Source organism: Cupriavidus basilensis, assembly GCF_000832305.1.
In the GTDB taxonomy this organism is placed as follows: Bacteria; Pseudomonadota; Gammaproteobacteria; order Burkholderiales; family Burkholderiaceae; genus Cupriavidus; species Cupriavidus basilensis_F.
Genome location: NZ_CP010537.1, coordinates 883,716 through 902,426 on the forward strand (window position 1 = coordinate 883,716; position 18,711 = coordinate 902,426).

Sequence of the window (18,711 nt, forward strand, 5' to 3'; positions counted from 1 at the left end):
CGCGTACGGCAAGTAGCAGTCAGTCGAGATAGACTCCCGGTTTTGAGTCGAACCGAAAATCTAATCAAAAAAGCCGTCATCGGCGATAAGCCTGGGGACTGCGGCGGCGCTGATGTACCTAGCGCCCGCATAATGTCGAAACACGCCCCCAAGGAGACTACAGAATGATTGTCGATGAATTGCTTGCGGAAGGCGAGCGTCTGTGCCGCCCGTGCTTCCGGCTCAACGTCGAGGGCGAAGTCGTTGGCTATTGGCAGGGCGAGCGTGCGGACCGGCCGAATGCGGTACCGCCGGAAGCAACGGAGTTGCGTTCGATCAGGCACATCATGCCAATAGACACTGGCCTGCTCGAAAGGGCGGGTCTCCGCGTACGTTCGTCCACCATCGGTTTTGCCGAAGTCGAGTCGGCACGCGGCGACACCGGCTACCGCTTCTTTGAAGCCGACGTTCCCATTTCAGACCTGCAATGCGACGGACTTCGACTTCATGCCGCCGAAGGCAAGTCTTTCCCGCCATTTGAGGCGGTCTGCCTCTATGGCGGAGAATGTGTCGCTGCTTGGCTGAAAAATCTCGGGCTGGAACGGCACGAATATGAAAAGGCTGCGTCCGAGCCGGAAGCCGTAGGTTACTTCGACGCCTACGCGGCGCGTTCCCCAATCTACCGAGGCGATGTGGATGTCGTCGTCGGCGGCTGGCATCAATGCTGGCCGGACGATGAATTCTACATGCCGCTAGAGATGCGATTGGCTGTGCTCACATTGCGTGACTCCGAGCCTTGGTACGAATTGTGACAGGCGACCAGGCGCGGCAACTGGAGCGTCAAGGCGCGGATCACCTGATCTGCGGGCCGATCTAGCCATCGCGGGAAAATAGCAATCAATGCGGACAATCGGCTCCACGGCTCCACCGATATCCACGCATCCTGCCGAGCGCAGGGCGCGGCCCGCACCGCGTGGAATTGATCGCACCACGTAATACGGGTTGCAGCCGCCATCCACCTGTCACGCGTGAACTATTTCAGCTTGTACTCTCATTACGAGACCGGTGGAACTCGGACGGGGCCGCCGTGGCCGTCCGCTAACGGGAACGGCGAAAGGCCGTTGTGGGTTGCGGCTACGGCCGACCGCCCCTCAATCGCGGCCGTCGCAAGCCGGCCATGAGCCGACATTCCATGGTAAGGCAGAATTCGCTTTGACCGCTCGACAACAACCGTTCGGTGTGGACGTCGGGCGTCGCAACGTCAACTCTCGCGAGAATCCACCATGAATCAAATGAGTCAACCCGAAGACGTGCTCCACGCGTTTCAGACCGCTTGGAACAGCCACGACATGCAGTCCCTCGGCGCATTGTTCCATGAGAATGCGACATTTGTGAACCGGTTCGGGCACTACGTGCGGGGCGTCGAGGCGATTGTCAAGCTGCATGCGCCCATCCACGCAACTATCTACGGCGATTCCACGCTGGATAACGAGCTGATTGACGTGATCCCCATCGGCAACGATGCGGCGGTCATTCACTTCTGGAGCCGCCTTACGGTCGGTGCGGCTCATCCGGCGGGCCCGCACGCTGTCGACACGCTGATCCTTGCCGTGCTGACGCGACAGGTTGACGAGTGGCGAATCAAGGCGCTCGAGAATGTTACTCTGACGAATCCTCGCACGGGAGAAGCTGTCTTGAGAGACGTCCGGAGTCCTTGATCGAGCAGCGAAGTTACTTCCACGACGCACGGGGTTGTCTGCTTGCTGGCGGATCGCGTGTCCGCCATTGGTGCGGCCGTCCACCCCGTGGTTGGACGTTGGCTTTTTCGGCCGACGCGGACATTCGGCCTGGCATCTCCCAACGACCGAGACGGTCGGCCACGGTCGTTGACATCGTCTTCAGACCGGATCAAATTTCAGATGGATGAGTCAATATCTCCGGGGGAAATTGGCATCGCTCGCGGATGTCTACCTAAAAGAAAGTACCTGGAGGCTGATATATCCCCTTTGAAGTTCGCCCTACCGTTAGGCCCTTCCATTTCCCTTGAGTCCTTTTCCCTTTTGTTCCACTTCCGGCTGCAAGGAAGTGGAACAGCCCTTTGGGTAAGGCCCTTACCGTTACGCATTTAGGATAATTTTTCATATCAAACATTTACGTTAGAAGATATGTTTGATTCCGACCATGCTGCCAAACTGGGACCCACCCGGCTTAGGGCTGGAGTTTGGTGCACCGGTGCTGACAGACGTGGCAAGCTGCCCTTCATTTTTAATATGGCCTACTGTGACATAAACAGAAGAGCGCTTGGAAAGCGCGTAGGACCCACGCAACGCGTACAGGATTGCCTTGTCTCCACTGTTGTGGAACTTGAGATAGTAGACCTGCCCCGCCAGCGTGAGTGCCGGTGTGACATCGTAGGCGGCGCCGGCATACCATAGTTCACTGCGTGGCGTAGTGCTGCCGTCATTGTCGCGGCGAATCACCCCCACCCCGAGCTTGGCTTGCGATAGAAGGACATATCCGCTGACCAGGAGGCGGTCGTCAGTCAAATTCTTGCTAGTAAGGCCGGCAAATGCCCCGGGACCACCGCGCAGAGAATCATAGCTGGCAGCGACGCCCCACCAACTGGACTCGTACTGAATCAGAGTCGACCACTCGCGGCAAGCCGACTTGCTGGCAGCAGCCTCACCCGCGCAGTTCGTGCCGGCCGGGCTTGGACCAGCATTGACTGTGTCACGGCCGAAGCTGTAGGTTGCACCGACGGTCAGTCCCCCAAATTTTCCCTTGTATGCCAATGCGTTGTCCGCACGAGTATTGGGAATGTAGCTGTCCAGCGCGCCGGTGCCATAGATATTGGGGCCAAGAATGTCAGAATCCAGGTTCGCCCAGAACATCATCGTGTATTGTCTTCCGAGCGATAGTTGTCCCCACTGCCCGGATAATCCCACCAGCGCCTGCCTGCCGAAGAGTCGCCCACCTTGATTAGCGGTACCAGAATCCGGAGCAAAACCCGACTCGAGGACAAAGATGCTCTTCAGACCGCCACCCAAATCCTCGGAACCTCGTAGACCCCACCGCGAAGGCACCATTGCAGTCAGTGCAGGCATGCGCACCAGACTATCGCCGGCTGGACCGACGTTATTCACATATTCGACACCAGTGTCGATCACGCCATATATTGTGACGGACTGGGACCAGGCAAGCATGGGGGCTGTGGCAAACAATGCTGCAGCCAGTCTTCGATAACTCATCGTCTTCTCCTCCTTGTTGATATTTATATTTCGCTGACGATCTACGTCGTCGTTGAGGCTTAAAGAAGCCATAGTCATAGTATTGATATGACCTGCTCCACAGGTTGACGCAGATTGGCTGGAAGCCACGTCATCCCGCTTGTTGCTTAACGATTAACCCGCTTTGCGGACAAGGTGAACGCGAGGGCGGGCTCCAATGAGGAGAATTGCTCAGAACATCCTCATTGCCACTGCCGCACGACCAGTAAGGTGCATCACAACGCCGATGATTCCGTTATTGAAAAGGATAGGTATCCTGTAAGCCGGAATTTCGAATGAGCGTCGCTATCCAGAAACTGATTGCATAGATGCAGAGGAGAATGACGAAATCGAAAAAAAATTGCCAACAACCACACCCTCACATCCTTTAGTCAATCCACAAGGCGGAAGGTGCTATGTCCGCTTTCGGCGGCGTCGGTGGCTAATATGCCTGCCACGATCTCCATCTCCCTCTGCGAAAGCAATTTCGCCTCGTTGGGCGAGTTCGCGAGTACAAGAAAGTCATGAATCCGAGTACGACGTGGGGACCGCTTCGAGCAGAAATAGCCACTGCCACCCATAGAGACCGCTGATCTTATGGAAGTGAATCAAGATCCAGCCAGAAAGGGGCCACCTATCACGCCAAAGAGAGCTGCCCCGAGAAAGAACAGACTCATGACACGAGCACGGCGATACGATGGGAACCAACTAGCGAGGAAAAACGCGACACCTGGATGAAGATATCCATACGACGCATCGCACCCGAGGCTTGTCTCGGAGACTATCGTGAAAGCTATGCTGATGATCGCGGCGCCAACCCGCAGCTCTCGATCGGACGAGTGCTGTGCGTCGGGCAGGACATGCGTGCCGCGATGGACAGGGAGATCGACAATCTCGCGTACCTTTTCAGGCTACCACGGCAAAGGCACCACTTCTCCGTTGGCACGCTCCCCAAAATAGAGCGATGGCAGAAAGCGCGAAAGAAAGGTGAACTCCGTATAGCAATGACGCATTAGCGCCAGGCCCATGGCGTCCGTCGGGCCACTGCCCGTGGATTGGTCGTCAAGGCCCAACACGAAACGACTGCGCAATACGCATCCCCAATCGGTGTCGCGAGCAACATGAAGCATTTGACCATTGAGAGGGTCACCCGAATCATCAAGCTGCACGTGCTCGCCAAAGCCAATTCTGGCCGCAACCACCGCCGATACGTGCGCGTCGCTCAGTGCTTGCTTCAATGTTATTTGGTTAAAGATGGTTGCGGGATCATGGAACTTCAGCTTCGCGGACACCGGAGGAATCTCTGCGAGCGATTCAACCGCGTGAATGCTCGCGCCGTAATAGTTTTCGCCCTTGCGCCACTTATCGTCCCACCCACGGTGTTCGACGTGGTCAACCGGATGCCACCATTTAATGTGTTGGGTCGTCTCGAAGAACTTGAACCACCAGTCGAACATACGCCCTTTGCAGCCGTGTAAATCTGTTCGCACGGCAACCATTAGTGCACCGCTCTCTAAACGTTGAACACCTGTTTCAATCATCATCGGCGACGGGTCAAGAAGTGCAGAATGATCGAGCCAAGGGGTAGCGCTTCGTTTCGAATCCATGTGTGTACTCCATAGACGGGGTAGGGTGAGTATATAGGAAACGTTCACCGTTTCCAACTGTGATGCATACTCTCGGCTATCGTTTTTTGAGGGGTAAAGATGACCGTCGAAGCGCGACGCGGGCGAGGTCGGCCTGCGCAACGAGACGAGGAAATTCGGCAGCTTGTGGTTCGAAGCGCGATGCAGCTATTGTTGGACGTCGGGTACGAATCGACGACGATGGAAGCGATTGCTGCGCATGCAGGCGTGGCGAAGAAGACCGCCTACCGATTCGGCGCAAATCGCGATGAGTTGATTGGACTGGCTGTGCGCGAGTGGACAGACTTGTACGCGCCAGCACTATTCATCCGACCGGACTCGGTGCAGGACGTACCTCGAGTGCTGCGAGACATCCTGGAGAGCATTTGTGCGCACGTGTTGTCGGACTCTGCGGTGAGGATGTTCCGCTTGCTGACTACTGAGTTTCCTGGAAAGGACTCGCTACTCATCCAATATCAACGCAATGGTGTCGAGCGCGGTCGGAGGATGCTCGCGGACTGGCTTGCGGTGCAACACGAAAGGCGGCTAGTACATGTGCCCGACGCAGTCATGCTGGCAGAGCTACTACTTTCGATGGCAGTTGCGGAGCCGTTGCGTCAGATCGCGCTCGGCGTTCAACCGCCGCTGCCGGTTGGCAGCGTTAAGGCCCATCTCGACGGTTGCCTTTCCTTGATATTGCCGCTAATCCAACGGAAAAGGTGATGGGGGCTTGGGGTCGGAAATTGTCCGCTGCGGGGGGGAAGCTCCGACCCCAAGGATATTCAGGTAGTCCCAAAAACGGCGAGTCCGGATCTTCCGCCCTCCCAAGCTGAAAGGCGGTTCATCGGCTTTTCCGGAGATACAGACGGCCGCTATCTCGTCGCTACTGCTACTTGCGCGTCACAAAGCAATGAGCAGAACGGTGGTTTAAACTGTAGAGGCGCCTGCGGTGTCCGGGTTATCCTGAAGCCTGCTCACGCGGGCGCTACGTCGTATCGGCAGGCAATGCGCAGGAGCAGCGCGTCCATCTCTTGCAGGATCGGCCGGTAGTCGTCCACACGCCGTACCAAGGCCGAGGGCATGGCTGGAAGGTCGATCTCGACAAAGGCCATCTGAGGGGTCGCGCAGTAGCTGGCGGCCCGTTTGGTCAGCATGAGCAGGCCCTGCTTTGTGCAAACCACGGAGATGGCTTCGCGGATCGTGCGTATCACGGGACCACCACCGATCTGCTTGCCTTGCGGGGTGTGGCGCGGGAAATGATAGTCCTGCCATTCATGGTTGACCGATCCCGGCACCATGCGCACGAGCCGCTCCATCGCGCCGGCATTCTCCCATGCGAACTGGTTTGACTAGGCATTGGCGGAGGGCAGTGCCAAATGCTGCACTGCGGCAGTCTTGCCAAGCGCAGGGATTGCGCCTCTAATGAGTTCGTGGCGGCCAAAGGCAGTCAGGTGACGAGATGCGCTGCACTAATTGCCAGTTCGAGAACCCCGCAGGCACCAGGTTCTGTGAGGAGTGTGGGCAAAGGCTTGCACTGATCTGCGCGCAATGCGGCCACGCGTCCAGCCCCGCCGCGAAATTCTGCGGGGCGTGCGGCGTGCTGCTGGCGAACCCGGCTTCCGCCTCGCCGCCGCGTCCGCTACCTGCGCCAATCCTCTACACGCCACCGCACCTGGCCGACCGGATCCGTGCCGAGCGGGCCGCCATGGAGGTAAAGGGCGCGGACGCCGCCGGCGAGCGCAAGACCATCACGGCGCTATTTGCGGACATGGCCGGCTCGACGGCGTTGATCCAGGACCTGGATCCCGAGGAAGCCCGCAACCTGATCGACCCGGTGGTCGCGCTGATGATGGAAGCCGTGCATCACTACGAGGGCTACGTGGCCAAGTCGCTCGGCGACGGCATCCTGGCGCTGTTCGGCGCACCGATCGCCCACGAGGACCATGCGCTGCGCGCCCTCTTTGCGGCCCTGCGGATGCAACAAGCCATGCGTGCGCACAGTGACAAGGTGCGCCTGGAGCAGGGCATCCCGCTGCAGATCCGGGTCGGCGTGCATACCGGGGAAGTGGTGGTCCGTTCGATCCGCAAGGACGACTTGCGCACCGACTATGATCCGGTCGGCCACACGATCCACATCGCCGCCCGCATGGAGGGCGTCGCGACGCCGTCCTCTATCCTGGTCAGCGAATCGACCCATCGGCTGGCCGAGGGGTACTTCGAATTCAAGCCCTTGGGAAGAACGCAGATCAAGGGGCTGCGCGAACCGCTCGCAGTGTATGAGGTGCTCGGCCTGGGGGCACTCCGCACGCGCTTGCAGGTGGGCGCGCACCGGGGCCTGGCCCGATTTGTCGGCCGCGAGGCCGAACTCGAGCGCCTCGGGGAGGCGCTGACCCTGGCTAGGGGCGGGCATGGGCAGATCGTCGGCGTGGTGGGCGAGGCGGGCGTTGGCAAATCGCGCCTGTTCCACGAGTTCAAGGCTCGCGCGCAGCAAGGCTGCATGGTGCTTGAAACCTTCTCGGTGTCGCATGGCACGGCATTCCCCTACTTGCCGCTGATCGACCTGCTGCGGAACTATTTCCAGATCACGGCGCAGGATGACGAACGCCGCTATCGCGAGAAGGCGACCGGTCGGCTGCTGATCCTGGATCGCACCCTCGAGGTGCATTTGCCTTACCTGCTGTACCTGCTCGGCTTTATCGAACCCGGTTCGGCGCTGCCCACGATGGACCCGGCCATCCGGCGCCAGCGCACGTTTGAGGCGATGGTCCGGCTGCTGGTGCGCGAGAGCCAGAATCAGACGCTGATGGTGCTGTTCGAAGACCTGCAATGGCTCGACAGTGAAACGGAAGCGTTCCTCAATGTTCTCATCGACGCTGTGCCGGGCGCCCGGATCCTTCTGCTCGTCAACTATCGCCCCGAGTATCGGCATGACTGGGACCGCTTCTCCTGCTATACCCGGTTGCAACTGGAACCGCTCGGGCAGGCCGAAGCTGAAGGTCTGCTGTCGGCCCTGCTGGGCGACGATGCCTCCCTGGTGCCGCTAAAGCAGCTGATCATGTCCAAGACCGAGGGGAACCCGTTCTTCATGGAGGAAGTGGTCCAGACCCTGGCCGAGGAGAACGCTTTGCTCGGCCAGCCCGGAAACTACCGGATCGATAAGGCCCCGTTGGCGCTTCATATCCCAACGACCGTACAGGGGGTGCTGGCGGCTCGTATCGACCGCTTGGAGGTCCCGCAGAAGGAACTGCTGCAGACGCTGGCGGTCATCGGCACGGAGTTCCCCTCCAGTCTGGTCCGGCATGTCACGGGGCAGCCCGACGACGCGTTACACTCGTTGTTGGCGGACCTCCAGGCGGGGGATTTCATCTATGAGCGTCCCGCCTTTCCCGAGGTGGAGTACGCGTTCAAGCACGCGCTCACGCAGGAGGTGGCGGGCAATTCCCTGCTGTCGGGGCAGCGTAGCATCCTGCACGAGCGCACGGCCCAGGCCATCGAGGCATTGTTTCCGGAGAGGCTGAAGGAGTATTGCAGCGAGCTCGCGCACCACTACAGCCAGAGCGGCAATGTTCCGAAGGCGGTCGAATACCTGCAGCTGGCTGGAAAGCAAGCCTTGCAGCGTTCCGCTCAGCTCGAGGCGATCGGGCATCTCAGTGCGGCCCTTGAATTGCTCAAGACGCTGCCCGAGACCCCGGAACGCCTGCGCGAGGAACTCTCGCTGCTGCTGGTCCTCGGTCCGGCATGGATGGCCGCGCGAGGCTATGGGGCGCCGGAGGTGGAGGCGACCTACACACGGGCGTCGGCGTTGAGCGAACAGGGCGGCGACACCCCGCAATGCTTCTCCGCACAACTTGGCCTATGGTCATTTTATTTGTTGCGCTCCCAACTCAGAACGGCGCAAGCCGTGGCGGAACGGCTGCTCTGCCTCGCGCAGGACGCGCAAGACCCGGAACAGCTCGCCGAGGCGCATCGTGTGCTCGGCGCGACCGTGTTCCGGCTGGGCCAGATCAGCCAGGCCCGTTCTCATATGGAGCAGGCACTGGCATTGCACCGCCCCGACCGCCAGTCATACGGTCATTTTCTACGCTATGCGCGAAATCCAGCTGTCCACATGCGGAGCACCCTGAGTTGGATCCTCTGGTACCTGGGCTTGCCGGATCAGTCCCTAAACCGCTGCGAAGAGGCACTGGCGCTGGCCAGGAAGGCTTCCGATCCGTTCGCCCTTGCCCTGAGCCTGATCTTCGCGGCCGAACTGCATCAGCGCCGGTGCGAGCTGGAGCCGGCGCTGGAGTACGCAAATGCCGCGCTCGCACTTTCGAGCGAACAGGGGTTCCCGCATTACCTTGCGTGGGCAACGATCCTGCGCGGCTGGGCGCTCGCCAGGCAAGGTAACAGCGAGGAGGGAATCGCACTGATACACCAAGGACTTCGCGCCCACGAAGCGACCGGGGCCGCACTGGGACGACCATCCCTCTTGGGACTGCTCGCCGATGCCTATGGACGGGCCGGGCAGCTTGAAGCCGGGCTGCGCGTGCTGGGTGACACGCTGGTGCTGGTGAGCAACACGGGCGAGTGCTTCGATGAAGCGACGCTGAATCGCCTCCAGGGAGAGTTGACGCTGCAGTTGCCAAGTGAGAATCGCAATGCGTCCGTCAAGGCCGACGACGCGCAGGTATGTTTCCAGACTGCGATCACGCTCGCCCGTCACCAAGGGGCCAAGTCCATCGAGTTGCAAGGGGTACTGAGTCTTGCGCGGCTTTGGCACCGCCAAGGCAAAAATGAGGCAGCGCGGAAAATTCTGACCGAGACTTACAATTCCTTCACGGAAGGATTTGATACCGTGGATGCGCGTCAGGCAAAAACACTGCTGGAGGACCTTTCGTAAGAGCGGAGCGAGCCGGAAGGATCGGATTTCACAATGCCGCAGCATTCTTTCCAAGTCGATACCAGACCCCGGTGAGTGGCAGGGCAAGTCACTGACTCGATAGCGTGGATGTTCGCGCCATGGCGGGCGGTGATGCGAGTGAATTTCTTCGCGATAGTGAGCGCCTAGCAATCTGGCTACCGAATCGGATCAGCGAGCGATCGTAGCCGTCGTCAAGATGGCACGCGCGGTGCTTCAGGCGCGCCCGTTCGCCGCGCACAACGTCGACGAGGTGTTCCCCGGGAACGATATCCGCACCGACGACGAGATCCTTGACGTTGCGCAGCAGCGCGGGGGCACCGTGAATCATCGCTATGGCACCGCGCGGATGGGTCCGGACAGCGATTCGCAAGCGGTCGTCGACGCGTCGATCATGCCGGCACCGATTTCGGGTCCCACCAATGCATCAACGATCAGGATCGGCGAGAAGGCGGCGGACATGATCCTGCAGGACGCCGCTCGGCCACGCGTTCAGGTAGTGGGGTAGTGGAATATCCGTCGAAGCATCGTGGCGCAACCGACACGTTGGATTGGGCTTCGCCTGCGGGGCGCCGCGGAAGTATTAATCGCCAAGAGAAAAAGCCAGCCGACCACGAAGCTCGCAGGCGAGGGCGCCGTCCGCGATGTCCCGTCGCGTTGATGTGATCGCAGACTCGGATGAAAATTTCACCATCGTGAAATTAAAAATGCGGGCTTCCGGCTGGCTTGCCGTCGTCGAGACAAAGCTGGCGGGCCCTACGCCTTGTGCGTTCAGCCAATCCGATGCCGCTCCTGGGTTGCCTCATGTTTCACATCGACTTCGGTGTGCAGGCAGATGCTGGTCGTGGCGATGGAGGCGTGACCGAAGTTGTCGCGCACATGGCGCAAGTCCACCGGGCGGTCGCCGATGTGCGAGCCGGCTGTATGCCGCAGCCAGTGCGCCGACTCGCTGGCGAGTACCTCGGCCTGCGCCTGCCACTCGGGCCCGCGCGCCGTTGGTGGTCCGTTACCAGCGAGACACGGTCTTGCGCCGAATGGCGCCCGCCAGCTGCAAATGCTTTATGCTGCGTCCGGCGCCGCCACCAGCGCCATCAGCGGCGCCATGCATGGGCTGGCCGCCGCCAGCGCGCGCTGTTCGTCGAGGATGTTAGCGGGCGTTATCGATGCTGCGATCGATCAACTGCGCCAACCCCTTGCGACCGAGCAGGTGCAGGTTTGCGTAGAGCATGACTGCCGCAGCGCCCCGCGATCCCTCGAGCGTATGGCGCCCCAGGTCCACCGAGCCCTTGCGCACAATATAGTTTGCATGCTGGATGATTTCCTGCGTCCACGCCGGGCTCCGGAACAGCACCATGCCGGCGCCCATCGGCACGTAGAACTGCTTGTGCGCATCGATGACGACGGAATCGGCACGCTCGATGCCCGCGAAGCGCCAGCGCTCGCGCTCCGACAGTAGCGTTGCGCCGCCTCAAGCGGCATCCACGTGGAAATGGCAGCCGGCCTCCTGGGCCACATCCGCGATCGCGTCGAGCGGATCGACCGCGCCCGTCTCCGTCGTCCCCGCTATGCCGACGATTGCCATCGGCCGGATGTTGCGCCGCTGCAGGTCACGCAGGGTGTCGCGCAGCAGGTCGATGCGCATGCGCCCGTCCGCATCGACCGCGACCGGTACAAGATTGTCGCGCCCGATGCCAAGGACATCGGCCGCTTTTCGCAACGAGTAGTGGCCGCGCTCCGAGACGACGATCGCGAGCCCGTCATGGCCGTAGTGCCGCAGCGCGGCTACCATTCCGGCACGATGGATGCCGGCGAAGCCACCACGCGCGCCCAGTAGGTTGTTGCGGCTCGCCCATAGCGCGGTGAGATCGGCTTCACGGCCTGATGTGCGCATGTAGGCCACCTATCCCCGCGCGGATTCACCCTAAAGCGCAAGCAACGGTTTCTGCTTGGCGCACCGGAATCCACCCCGGCGCCGCTTCGACCGCCCGCCAAAGACCATCGGGAATTGACCACTCGGCGCGCTCAGCCGGATCCAGTTCCTGGCGAATTTGCGCACCGCAGCCCGACTCGGCCAGCCCCACCCAGTCGGGATTCATCACCAGCCCCTTGCCCACGGCCACCAGCGACAAGCCCAAATCCAGGGCTGCCTGGGCCTGCTCCGGCGTGCGAAGCATGCCTGCCGCCAGTACTGGCACGCGGTTGGCTACATGCGTAATCACTTGCTCCACGGTGAGGCGGGTGTCGGTCCCCAGCGGGCGCGCACCGAGAACGTCGTTGAGCGAGACATGCAGGTAGTCAATGCCTTCGGCGATCAGTCCATCCCCCAGAGCGCAGATGTCCGGCACGCGGTAACCGCCATCCTCGCGCTCCTCGGGCGAGATGCGATAGCCCAGCAAAAACGGCCGTTTGGCATGCGCCGCAATCACCCGCTTGGCCTCCCGCACCACGGCCAGCGCAAAGCGCATGCGGTTATCTTGCGAGCCGCCCCATTCGTCATCGCGCTGGTTGTAGCGTGGCGAGAAGAAGTTCTGCAGCAGGAAGCCGTGCGCGCCGTGTAGTTCCACGCCGTCGAAACCTGCCCCAATGGCCCGGCGCGTCGCCTCGCCGAAGGCGTGCACCATCGCCAGGATCTCGTCTTGCGATAAAGCCCGCGGCGTCACGTCGCCCCGGTTGAAAGGACCTCCCAGCGCATTGACGGCGCTGGCGCTCACCAACTCGCCTTCAGGCACCGCGTCCACCACGGCCTTGTTGCCTGCGTGGAAGATTTGCAGAACCGCCGGAGCGCCGCCGCTCTTGGCGGCGTCGGCCAATCGGCGCAGGCTGGGAATGAAACGGTCGTCATAGGCGGCGAACTCATCGGTGAAGCCAATGCCGTTCTCCGTTACATGCGTGCAGCCCGTGATGACCATGCCCACGCCCTGGACGCGGCGGCGGTAGTAGTCCAACTCCGCATCCGAGATGCTTCCATCGGGATTGGCCGACCAGGTGGTCATGGGCGCCATCACCACGCGGTTGCGCAGCGTCAGGCCGTTACGGAAGGCGATGGGGTGAAACAGGGTGGTGTGTTCAGAAGTCATGTAGAAGGCTTGGCGCGAGGCGGGCGCCTGGAAGTCAAAGTCGCAAGACTTCCAAGCTGAGGCCGGAGCGCCAGCGCGGCAAGATTTCCAAACTACACAACAGTATTCAGTCCAAATTGACAATGGCGCATGAGAAGGCTGCTCAGGACCCCCGCTTCTTCCTGGAAGACGGCTGCCGCAGGGGCGCCATGGCCTCGCGCTTCTCGACCAGAAAATCAATCAATGCCCGCACCTTGGCGGGCATTTGCGCTCGGGTCGGGGCATAGATATAAAAGCCCGCGAAAGGCTTGCACCAGGGTTGCAGCACGCGCACCAGCGCGCCGGATTCCAGGTGCTGCTGCACGGCAATGTCGATATGCTGCATGAGGCCTGCGCCTTGTAAAGCGGCACGGGTCATTCCATCGTCGTCGTTGGTAATGATGCGGCCCTGCGGCTCCACGGTGAAGGTGTGCCCGCCAGCCTCGGGCGAGGTAAATTCCCACGGCAGGATCGCGCCGCCCGGCAATCGGAACCGCAGGCAATTGTGCTGCGCCAGATCGGCGGGTGTGGCGGGTTGCCCATGGCGCTGGAAGTACGCAGGCGTGCCCACCACCGCCATCTCCAGCGCCGGCGTGATCGGCACCGCCACCATGTGCTCGGCCAGGCTCTCGCCCACGCGGATGCCCGCGTCGCACCCGTCGGCCACGATGTTGGCCAACGCATCGTCCATGACCAGTTCAAATTGCAGCTTGGGGTAGCGCGCGCCAAACTCCTCCAGATGCGGCTCCACCAGTGTCCTGGCGGCCACCCGCGAGGTATTGACACGCACCAAGCCTGAAGGCTCGTCGCGCCCATCGTGCATCTCATGCACGGCGCGCTCCACCGCCGTGAGCGCCGGGTACCACACGTCATAGAGCCGCTGGCCTTCTTCGGTCAGCGACATGTCCCGCGTCGTGCGATACAGCAGCTTGACGTTCAAGCGGCGTTCCAGCGCCTTCACGTTCTGCGACAGATTGGCTCGGGAAACTCCCATCTCCGCCGCCGCCTTGGTGAAGCTGCGGTGGTGGGCCACATGGGCGAACCAGGCCAGGGAAGGAAGCAGTGACGGGTCCATGTGGTAATCATTGTCAATTTAAAGATACTACTGTAGCGCAGATTGATACCTATGATGGATCAAATATTCAGCCTACAGTGCATCCATCGGTGGTCGGCTGCCCTCCCGTTAAAGGAATGTGGCCCTGCCATTTCCATTCAGCAGCCATAGGGAGCACATCATGCAAAGCGTCAAGATCAAGCACACGTACTGGGACATTGCGGCGGACCTGTACTTCCCGCCGAACTTCAACGACAACAAGAAGTACGCGGCCATCATCAGCGCCCACCCCATCGGAAGCTGCAAAGAGCAGACTTCAGGCAATGTCTACGGCGAGGCGCTGGCCAAGGCAGGCTTTGTCGTCATCGCCTTCGACGCCAGCTTCCAGGGCGCCAGCGGCGGTGAGCCGCGCTTCACCGAAGACCCGACGCTGCGCGTCGAGGACTTCCGTGTGGTGTGCGACTACCTCGTAACGCTGCCCTATGTGGATGAAGAACGCATTGGCGTGCTGGGCATCTGCGGCGGGGGCGGCTACGCCATCAACGCGGCCATGACCGAGCGCCGCATCAAGGCGGTGGGCACTATCACCGGCGCCAACTATGGCCGCCTGATGCGCGAAGGCTTCAGCGGCTTCGATCCGATCGGCGCGCTGGAGGCAATGGCCAAGCAGCGCACGGCCGAAGCCCGGGGTGCCGCGCTGCGCGTGGATGACCTGCTGCCACCATCGCCCGAGGCGGCCAAGGAAGCAGGCATCAAGGAAATCGACGTATTGGGCGCCACCGACTACTACCGCACCGACCGCGGCCGTGCCCCCAATGGCCTGAACCGCGCGCTGTTCTCGCACCAGGCCGCCGCCATCGGCTGGGATGCCTTCCACCTGTGTGAGACCTTGCTGACGCAGCCCCTGATGGTGGTGGTGGGCGATCAGGTGGGGGCCTTTGGCGCCTACCGCGACGGCTGCGAAGTCATCGGCCGCGCGGCCTCGAAGAAGAAGGAACTGGTGGTCGTCGAAGGCTGGTCGCACTACGAGCTGTACGACCAGCCGGAGCCGGTCGGCCAGGCGCTGGCCAAGCTGATTCCCTTCTATCAAGAGAACCTGTAAGGCCAGGCTCAGAACCAAATCCGCCACCGGCCCGGCCAGAAACGGTGGGGCCGATCCATTTGGAGAACAACACAATGACCAAAACCACCACCAAGGTACTGATTCTGGGCGCCAGCGGACAGATTGCCCGCCGGGCCATACAGATGCTGGGTGAGCGCCAGGATGTCGAGCAGACCCTGCTCGTGCGCGATCCCAAGAAGCTGGCCAGCACCGAACCAGCCAACGCCAGGATCACCATCGGCGACGTGATGGACAAGAAGCTGCTGCCCGAGCTTATGGAGGGGCAGGATGTGGTCTATGCCAATCTGGCGGGCGACGTGGACAAGCAAACCGCGCACATCCTCACGGCGATGAAGACCAAGGGCGTCAAGCGCCTGATCTTCGTGAACTCGCTCGGCGTTTATGACGAGGTGCCGGGGAAATTCGGCGAGTGGAACCGCAACGAGATCGGGCAGTACCTGCCGCCTTACCGCAAGTCGGCGGATCTGATCGAGGCATCCGACGCCGACTACACGATTCTGCGCGCCGCCTGGCTGCAGGATGAGGACGAAGTGGACTACGAGATCACCCGCCGGGACGAGCCCTTCAAGGGCACCGAAGTCTCGCGCAAGAGCGTAGCCGCGCTGGTGGCCGAACTGGTGGTGAACCCCGACCGGCTGGTGCGTGCGAACGTGGGTGTGAACAAGCCCAATACCGACGGCGACAAGCCCGCTTTCGTTTAAGCGGAAAGAGTCCTATGCGGATTGGCTTGCCGCGGATGGCACCAGTCTCCGGCTCGACAAAAGGAACCTGAAAGATGTACTCGGCCAGGTCGATGGCTACTACTGTGGTCGGTTCCATGTGGATCCGCCTTGGCAAATTGCGACGATGTGGCGCATTCACCCTCAGCTTGTAGGAGGCTTGCGCTGCAAGCCACGGTATGTGTTCCGCCGAGGGCGGGAGGCGACCATTCCATCGACCCGAACGGAACCAGGCAGAGCACCTCGGCTTCGGGCTGCACGACGTTCGGCGAGCGCCGGCCCAAAGCCGCTTCGACCGCAACGAACCGTCGCTTCGGAAAAGGCCAGTTGGCCTGTCCGGTCATGCGCCCTACGCTTTGGCCTCATGGCGCCTCCCCCCGCCTGGCTGGCGCCGAGGCGTGGCATGGCAGAGGGCGTCTCACAGGTCAGCGCCGCCGGCTTCCGCGTGACGCGGCGCGAATGGCACCGGGAACCGGTCTCGATCGCCGTGCCGGTTAGTGTTCCCGCCCGCCGCCGGCGCTCCCATGCATCGGACAGGAGGCGCGGATGGGACGCACCCGCATCGCAAACGAAATCGGACTGAGGCTGGTGAATGCCGCACGGCGCGCCGCGGCGAGGCGTAATATCGACTTCATCACACGGTTCCCAACCCCCGACAATTTGGCACAAAAATGGGCACTTTCAACCGCCTGCACCTGATCCGCCAGATCGACCTGTTCACGCTGCGCCTATTCCTGTCCGCTGTCGAAGAGCAGCAGATTCAGCGTGCTGCACTGCGGGAAAACATCGCCGCCTCGACGGCGACCAAGCGCATTCAGGACCTTGAGGACATCGCGGGCGTCAAGCTGCTCGAACGCGGCCCGAAGGGCGTGGTGCCCAGTCCTGCCGGCGCTGTGCTGGTCCACTACGCGCGCCGCATCTTCGAGAACGTGGAGGACATGGGCTCCGAGATATCGGCTTTCACCGAAGGGATGCGCGGCAAGGTCGTGGTGGCCTCGGCGCGCTCGATCATCGCCCCGTTCCTGGCCCGGGAGCTGGGCGACTTTGCCCGCGATTTCCCGATGGTGGAGCTGGCCGTGCGCGAGCTGGAGAACGCCCAGATCCTGGAAGCGGTGTCCCGCAGCGATGCCGACATTGGCGTGTTCGCCATGGCCCACGAGCTGGAACTCGGCGGCGTGGATGTCACGCCGTACCGTCGCGACCGGTTGGTGGCCGTGGTGCCCCGATCCCATGCGCTGGGCGCGCACGAGACCGTCACGTTCGACGACCTGCTGCCCGAGCGCGTGATTCCTGTCGACGCGATGCTCGGTGCCTTTCGGGTCGCCGCAAAGCGGCTTGGGAAGGAGTTCGCGCCGGCGTTCAGTGTCCGCAGCGCCGGCACGGCGATCAGCCTCGTGCAGGCAGGACTCGGCGTGACGGTGCAGCCTGAGTGCCTGGTAAGTCATCAACTGTTCGGCGACGTGAGCTGCATTCCGCTGGACGAACCGTGGGCCGTACGCACCATCCACATTGCCACGCCACGCGGCCGCGCGCTGAGTCCCGTCGCCGCCGCGCTGATGAAGCAACTGCTCGACCGTCCCGGCGAACAGACGCCCGCGCAGGCACAGGACTGACGGCTTTTTCCGGATCGCCGCCAGGGCGGGCATTCGTGCCTGCCCTTTTTCATTTCGATCGCACCGAAGCGCCGCTTCAGAAATGGCCAGTTGGCCTCGCGGTGGCACGACTCTACTCTTCCAACACGCGCCGCACTAATGCAAGCCGGCGCAACCCAACAACGGAGAGACGAAGTGCAACCCAACTTCCTGAACGAATCCCAGGCCCTCTGGCTCGACACCGTGAACCGCTTCATGGACAACGAGGTCACGGTCGAATACGTGCGCAAGTGCGACCAGAATCGCGACTATCCTTACGAGGCTTACGACAAGATCGCCAAACAGGGCTGGCTGGGTCTGCTGTTCAGCGAGGAAGAGGGTGGCGCGGGCGGCGACATCTTCGACTACACGCTGATGGCCGAGGGTCTCGGCAAATTCGGCTTCGACTTCGCGGCCGCGGTGCTGGTGCCGACCTTCACGGCGATGAACATTGCCAAGTACGGCACCGCCGCGCAGAAGGAAAAGTACATCCAGCCGTTCATCGACGGCAGGATCCGCTTTTCTGTGTCGATCTCCGAGCCCGACGCCGGCTCCGACGCCTCCAACACCAAGACCCGCGCCCGCCGCGCCGAGAACGGCGACTGGATCGTCTCCGGCCAGAAGCTGTGGTGCAGCGGCGCGGCGGCGAAGGACACGGTCATCGCCATGCTGGTGCGCACCGATGCCGACAACAAGCACGGCGGCCTCTCGGTGTTGCTGATCCCCAACTCCACGCCGGGGCTGGTCATCAACAAGCTGCCGACGCTGTCGCGCCACGCCACCGGCACCACCGAGATCTTCCTCGACGAAGTGCGCGTCCCTGCCGAGGCCCTGCTGGGCGAGGAAGGCCAGGGCTGGGAAATCATCACCAAGCATCTCGAACTGGAGCGCTGCGCCGTGGCTGCTGCCTATGTCGGCAACGCGCAGACGGCGGTGTCGAAGGCCACGCAGTACGCCCACGAGCGCATCCAGTTCGGCAAGCAACTTTGGGACTTCCAGGTGCTCAAGCACATGCTGGCAGATTGCCAGACTCAAGTCGATGCCGCGCGCCTGCTGTGCTACCGCGCCGCGCAGATGGCAGCAGCCGACGTGCCGTGCAGCCGCGAGGTGTCGATGGCCAAGCTGTACGGCTCGGAAACGCTTAAGCACTGTGCGCTGACCGGCATGCAGGTGCTTGGCGGCTACGCCAACCTGCCCGAAGCCGACATGGAGCGCTACCTGCGCGAAAGCGTGCAGTCGACTATCGGCGGCGGCACCTCGCAGATCCAGAAGACCATCATCGCCAAGTCCATGCGGCTCGGCTGAAGCAGGCGAATTTC

At 61.8% G+C, this 18,711-nt stretch carries 14 protein-coding genes and 2 pseudogenes; 9 read left to right on the forward strand and 7 right to left on the reverse strand.

Translation table 11 applies throughout. The annotated features are described in order from the left end of the window. The first annotated feature begins 164 nt into the window (after nucleotides 1-164). Both RR42_RS24725 and RR42_RS24730 read left to right on the forward strand, forming a co-directional pair. Entirely contained in the window at nucleotides 165-791 is a 627-nt protein-coding gene (locus RR42_RS24725) for a hypothetical protein (RefSeq protein WP_043353836.1), read from the forward strand. A gap of 471 nt (nucleotides 792-1,262) precedes the next feature. Next, nucleotides 1,263-1,697 carry a YybH family protein gene (locus RR42_RS24730; protein ID WP_043353838.1) on the forward strand — a complete coding sequence of 145 codons (435 nt, stop codon included), beginning with the start codon at nucleotides 1,263-1,265 and terminating at the stop codon, nucleotides 1,695-1,697. 438 nt (nucleotides 1,698-2,135) lie between these two features. Here the strand turns inward: RR42_RS24730 and RR42_RS24735 are convergent, their stop codons facing one another. Next, nucleotides 2,136-3,227 (reverse strand): porin, encoded by a 1,092-nt coding sequence (locus tag RR42_RS24735; protein ID WP_043357845.1) that lies wholly within the window; start codon nucleotides 3,225-3,227, stop codon nucleotides 2,136-2,138. Nucleotides 3,228-4,156: 929 nt separating this feature from the next. Further along, nucleotides 4,157-4,852, reverse strand: a complete 696-nt coding sequence (locus RR42_RS24740; protein ID WP_043353840.1) for a DAPG hydrolase family protein — start codon at nucleotides 4,850-4,852, stop codon at nucleotides 4,157-4,159. Nucleotides 4,853-4,951: 99 nt separating this feature from the next. Here RR42_RS24740 and RR42_RS24745 point away from each other — a divergent pair, with 99 nt between their 5' ends. After that, nucleotides 4,952-5,593 carry a TetR/AcrR family transcriptional regulator gene (locus RR42_RS24745; RefSeq protein ID WP_043353842.1) on the forward strand — a complete coding sequence of 214 codons (642 nt, stop codon included), beginning with the start codon at nucleotides 4,952-4,954 and terminating at the stop codon, nucleotides 5,591-5,593. A gap of 251 nt (nucleotides 5,594-5,844) precedes the next feature. Here the strand turns inward: RR42_RS24745 and RR42_RS24750 are convergent, their stop codons facing one another. Continuing rightward, complete coding sequence (locus tag RR42_RS24750) at nucleotides 5,845-6,186, reverse strand: hypothetical protein (protein WP_236702180.1); 342 nt, start codon at nucleotides 6,184-6,186, stop codon at nucleotides 5,845-5,847. A 143-nt stretch (nucleotides 6,187-6,329) separates the two neighbouring features. Between RR42_RS24750 and RR42_RS24755 the strand changes: the two genes are divergently transcribed. Further along, nucleotides 6,330-9,752, forward strand: coding sequence for an adenylate/guanylate cyclase domain-containing protein (locus RR42_RS24755; protein ID WP_043353844.1), 3,423 nt, complete (start codon nucleotides 6,330-6,332; stop codon nucleotides 9,750-9,752). 172 nt (nucleotides 9,753-9,924) lie between these two features. After that, a complete protein-coding gene (locus RR42_RS24760) occupies nucleotides 9,925-10,278 on the forward strand; it encodes a GMC oxidoreductase (protein ID WP_269083434.1) in 354 nt (117 codons plus the stop codon). Between the two features lie 263 nt (nucleotides 10,279-10,541). Here the strand turns inward: RR42_RS24760 and RR42_RS41220 are convergent. From RR42_RS41220 to RR42_RS24775, 4 genes and pseudogenes are all read right to left on the reverse strand, one after another. Beyond that, a pseudogene (locus tag RR42_RS41220) lies at nucleotides 10,542-10,763 on the reverse strand (tyrosine-type recombinase/integrase); the annotation flags it as partial. A 154-nt stretch (nucleotides 10,764-10,917) separates the two neighbouring features. Beyond that, a pseudogene (locus tag RR42_RS24765) lies at nucleotides 10,918-11,661 on the reverse strand (aminotransferase class V-fold PLP-dependent enzyme). Nucleotides 11,662-11,686: 25 nt separating this feature from the next. Beyond that, nucleotides 11,687-12,847: an NADH-dependent flavin oxidoreductase gene (locus RR42_RS24770; RefSeq protein WP_043353850.1), complete on the reverse strand. Its 1,161-nt coding sequence runs from the start codon at nucleotides 12,845-12,847 to the stop codon at nucleotides 11,687-11,689. Between the two features lie 142 nt (nucleotides 12,848-12,989). Then, nucleotides 12,990-13,940 carry a LysR family transcriptional regulator gene (locus RR42_RS24775; protein ID WP_043353853.1) on the reverse strand — a complete coding sequence of 317 codons (951 nt, stop codon included), beginning with the start codon at nucleotides 13,938-13,940 and terminating at the stop codon, nucleotides 12,990-12,992. Nucleotides 13,941-14,100: 160 nt separating this feature from the next. Here RR42_RS24775 and RR42_RS24780 point away from each other — a divergent pair, with 160 nt between their 5' ends. From RR42_RS24780 to RR42_RS24795, 4 genes are all read left to right on the forward strand, one after another. Then, nucleotides 14,101-15,021 carry an alpha/beta hydrolase gene (locus RR42_RS24780; RefSeq protein WP_043353856.1) on the forward strand — a complete coding sequence of 307 codons (921 nt, stop codon included), beginning with the start codon at nucleotides 14,101-14,103 and terminating at the stop codon, nucleotides 15,019-15,021. 74 nt (nucleotides 15,022-15,095) lie between these two features. Beyond that, a complete protein-coding gene (locus RR42_RS24785) occupies nucleotides 15,096-15,743 on the forward strand; it encodes an SDR family oxidoreductase (RefSeq protein WP_043353859.1) in 648 nt (215 codons plus the stop codon). A gap of 689 nt (nucleotides 15,744-16,432) precedes the next feature. Further along, nucleotides 16,433-17,374 carry a LysR family transcriptional regulator gene (locus tag RR42_RS24790; protein WP_043353862.1) on the forward strand — a complete coding sequence of 314 codons (942 nt, stop codon included), beginning with the start codon at nucleotides 16,433-16,435 and terminating at the stop codon, nucleotides 17,372-17,374. Nucleotides 17,375-17,548: 174 nt separating this feature from the next. Next, nucleotides 17,549-18,697 carry an acyl-CoA dehydrogenase family protein gene (locus tag RR42_RS24795; protein ID WP_043353863.1) on the forward strand — a complete coding sequence of 383 codons (1,149 nt, stop codon included), beginning with the start codon at nucleotides 17,549-17,551 and terminating at the stop codon, nucleotides 18,695-18,697. Nucleotides 18,698-18,711: the final 14 nt, after the last annotated feature.

What these genes read in the sequence shown, in the direction of transcription:
- RR42_RS24735 (WP_043357845.1), bottom strand. Translation starts at nt 3,227, where the DNA reads ATGAGTTATCGAAGACTGGCTGCAGCATTGTTTGCCACAGCCCCCATG.
- RR42_RS24725 (WP_043353836.1), top strand. Translation starts at nt 165, where the DNA reads ATGATTGTCGATGAATTGCTTGCGGAAGGCGAGCGTCTGTGCCGCCCG.
- RR42_RS24755 (WP_043353844.1), top strand. Translation starts at nt 6,330, where the DNA reads ATGCGCTGCACTAATTGCCAGTTCGAGAACCCCGCAGGCACCAGGTTC.
- RR42_RS24750 (WP_236702180.1), bottom strand. Translation starts at nt 6,186, where the DNA reads ATGGAGCGGCTCGTGCGCATGGTGCCGGGATCGGTCAACCATGAATGG.
- RR42_RS24790 (WP_043353862.1), top strand. Translation starts at nt 16,433, where the DNA reads ATGGGCACTTTCAACCGCCTGCACCTGATCCGCCAGATCGACCTGTTC.
- RR42_RS24780 (WP_043353856.1), top strand. Translation starts at nt 14,101, where the DNA reads ATGCAAAGCGTCAAGATCAAGCACACGTACTGGGACATTGCGGCGGAC.
- RR42_RS24730 (WP_043353838.1), top strand. Translation starts at nt 1,263, where the DNA reads ATGAATCAAATGAGTCAACCCGAAGACGTGCTCCACGCGTTTCAGACC.
- RR42_RS24770 (WP_043353850.1), bottom strand. Translation starts at nt 12,847, where the DNA reads ATGACTTCTGAACACACCACCCTGTTTCACCCCATCGCCTTCCGTAAC.
- RR42_RS24775 (WP_043353853.1), bottom strand. Translation starts at nt 13,940, where the DNA reads ATGGACCCGTCACTGCTTCCTTCCCTGGCCTGGTTCGCCCATGTGGCC.
- RR42_RS24785 (WP_043353859.1), top strand. Translation starts at nt 15,096, where the DNA reads ATGACCAAAACCACCACCAAGGTACTGATTCTGGGCGCCAGCGGACAG.
- RR42_RS24745 (WP_043353842.1), top strand. Translation starts at nt 4,952, where the DNA reads ATGACCGTCGAAGCGCGACGCGGGCGAGGTCGGCCTGCGCAACGAGAC.
- RR42_RS24740 (WP_043353840.1), bottom strand. Translation starts at nt 4,852, where the DNA reads ATGGATTCGAAACGAAGCGCTACCCCTTGGCTCGATCATTCTGCACTT.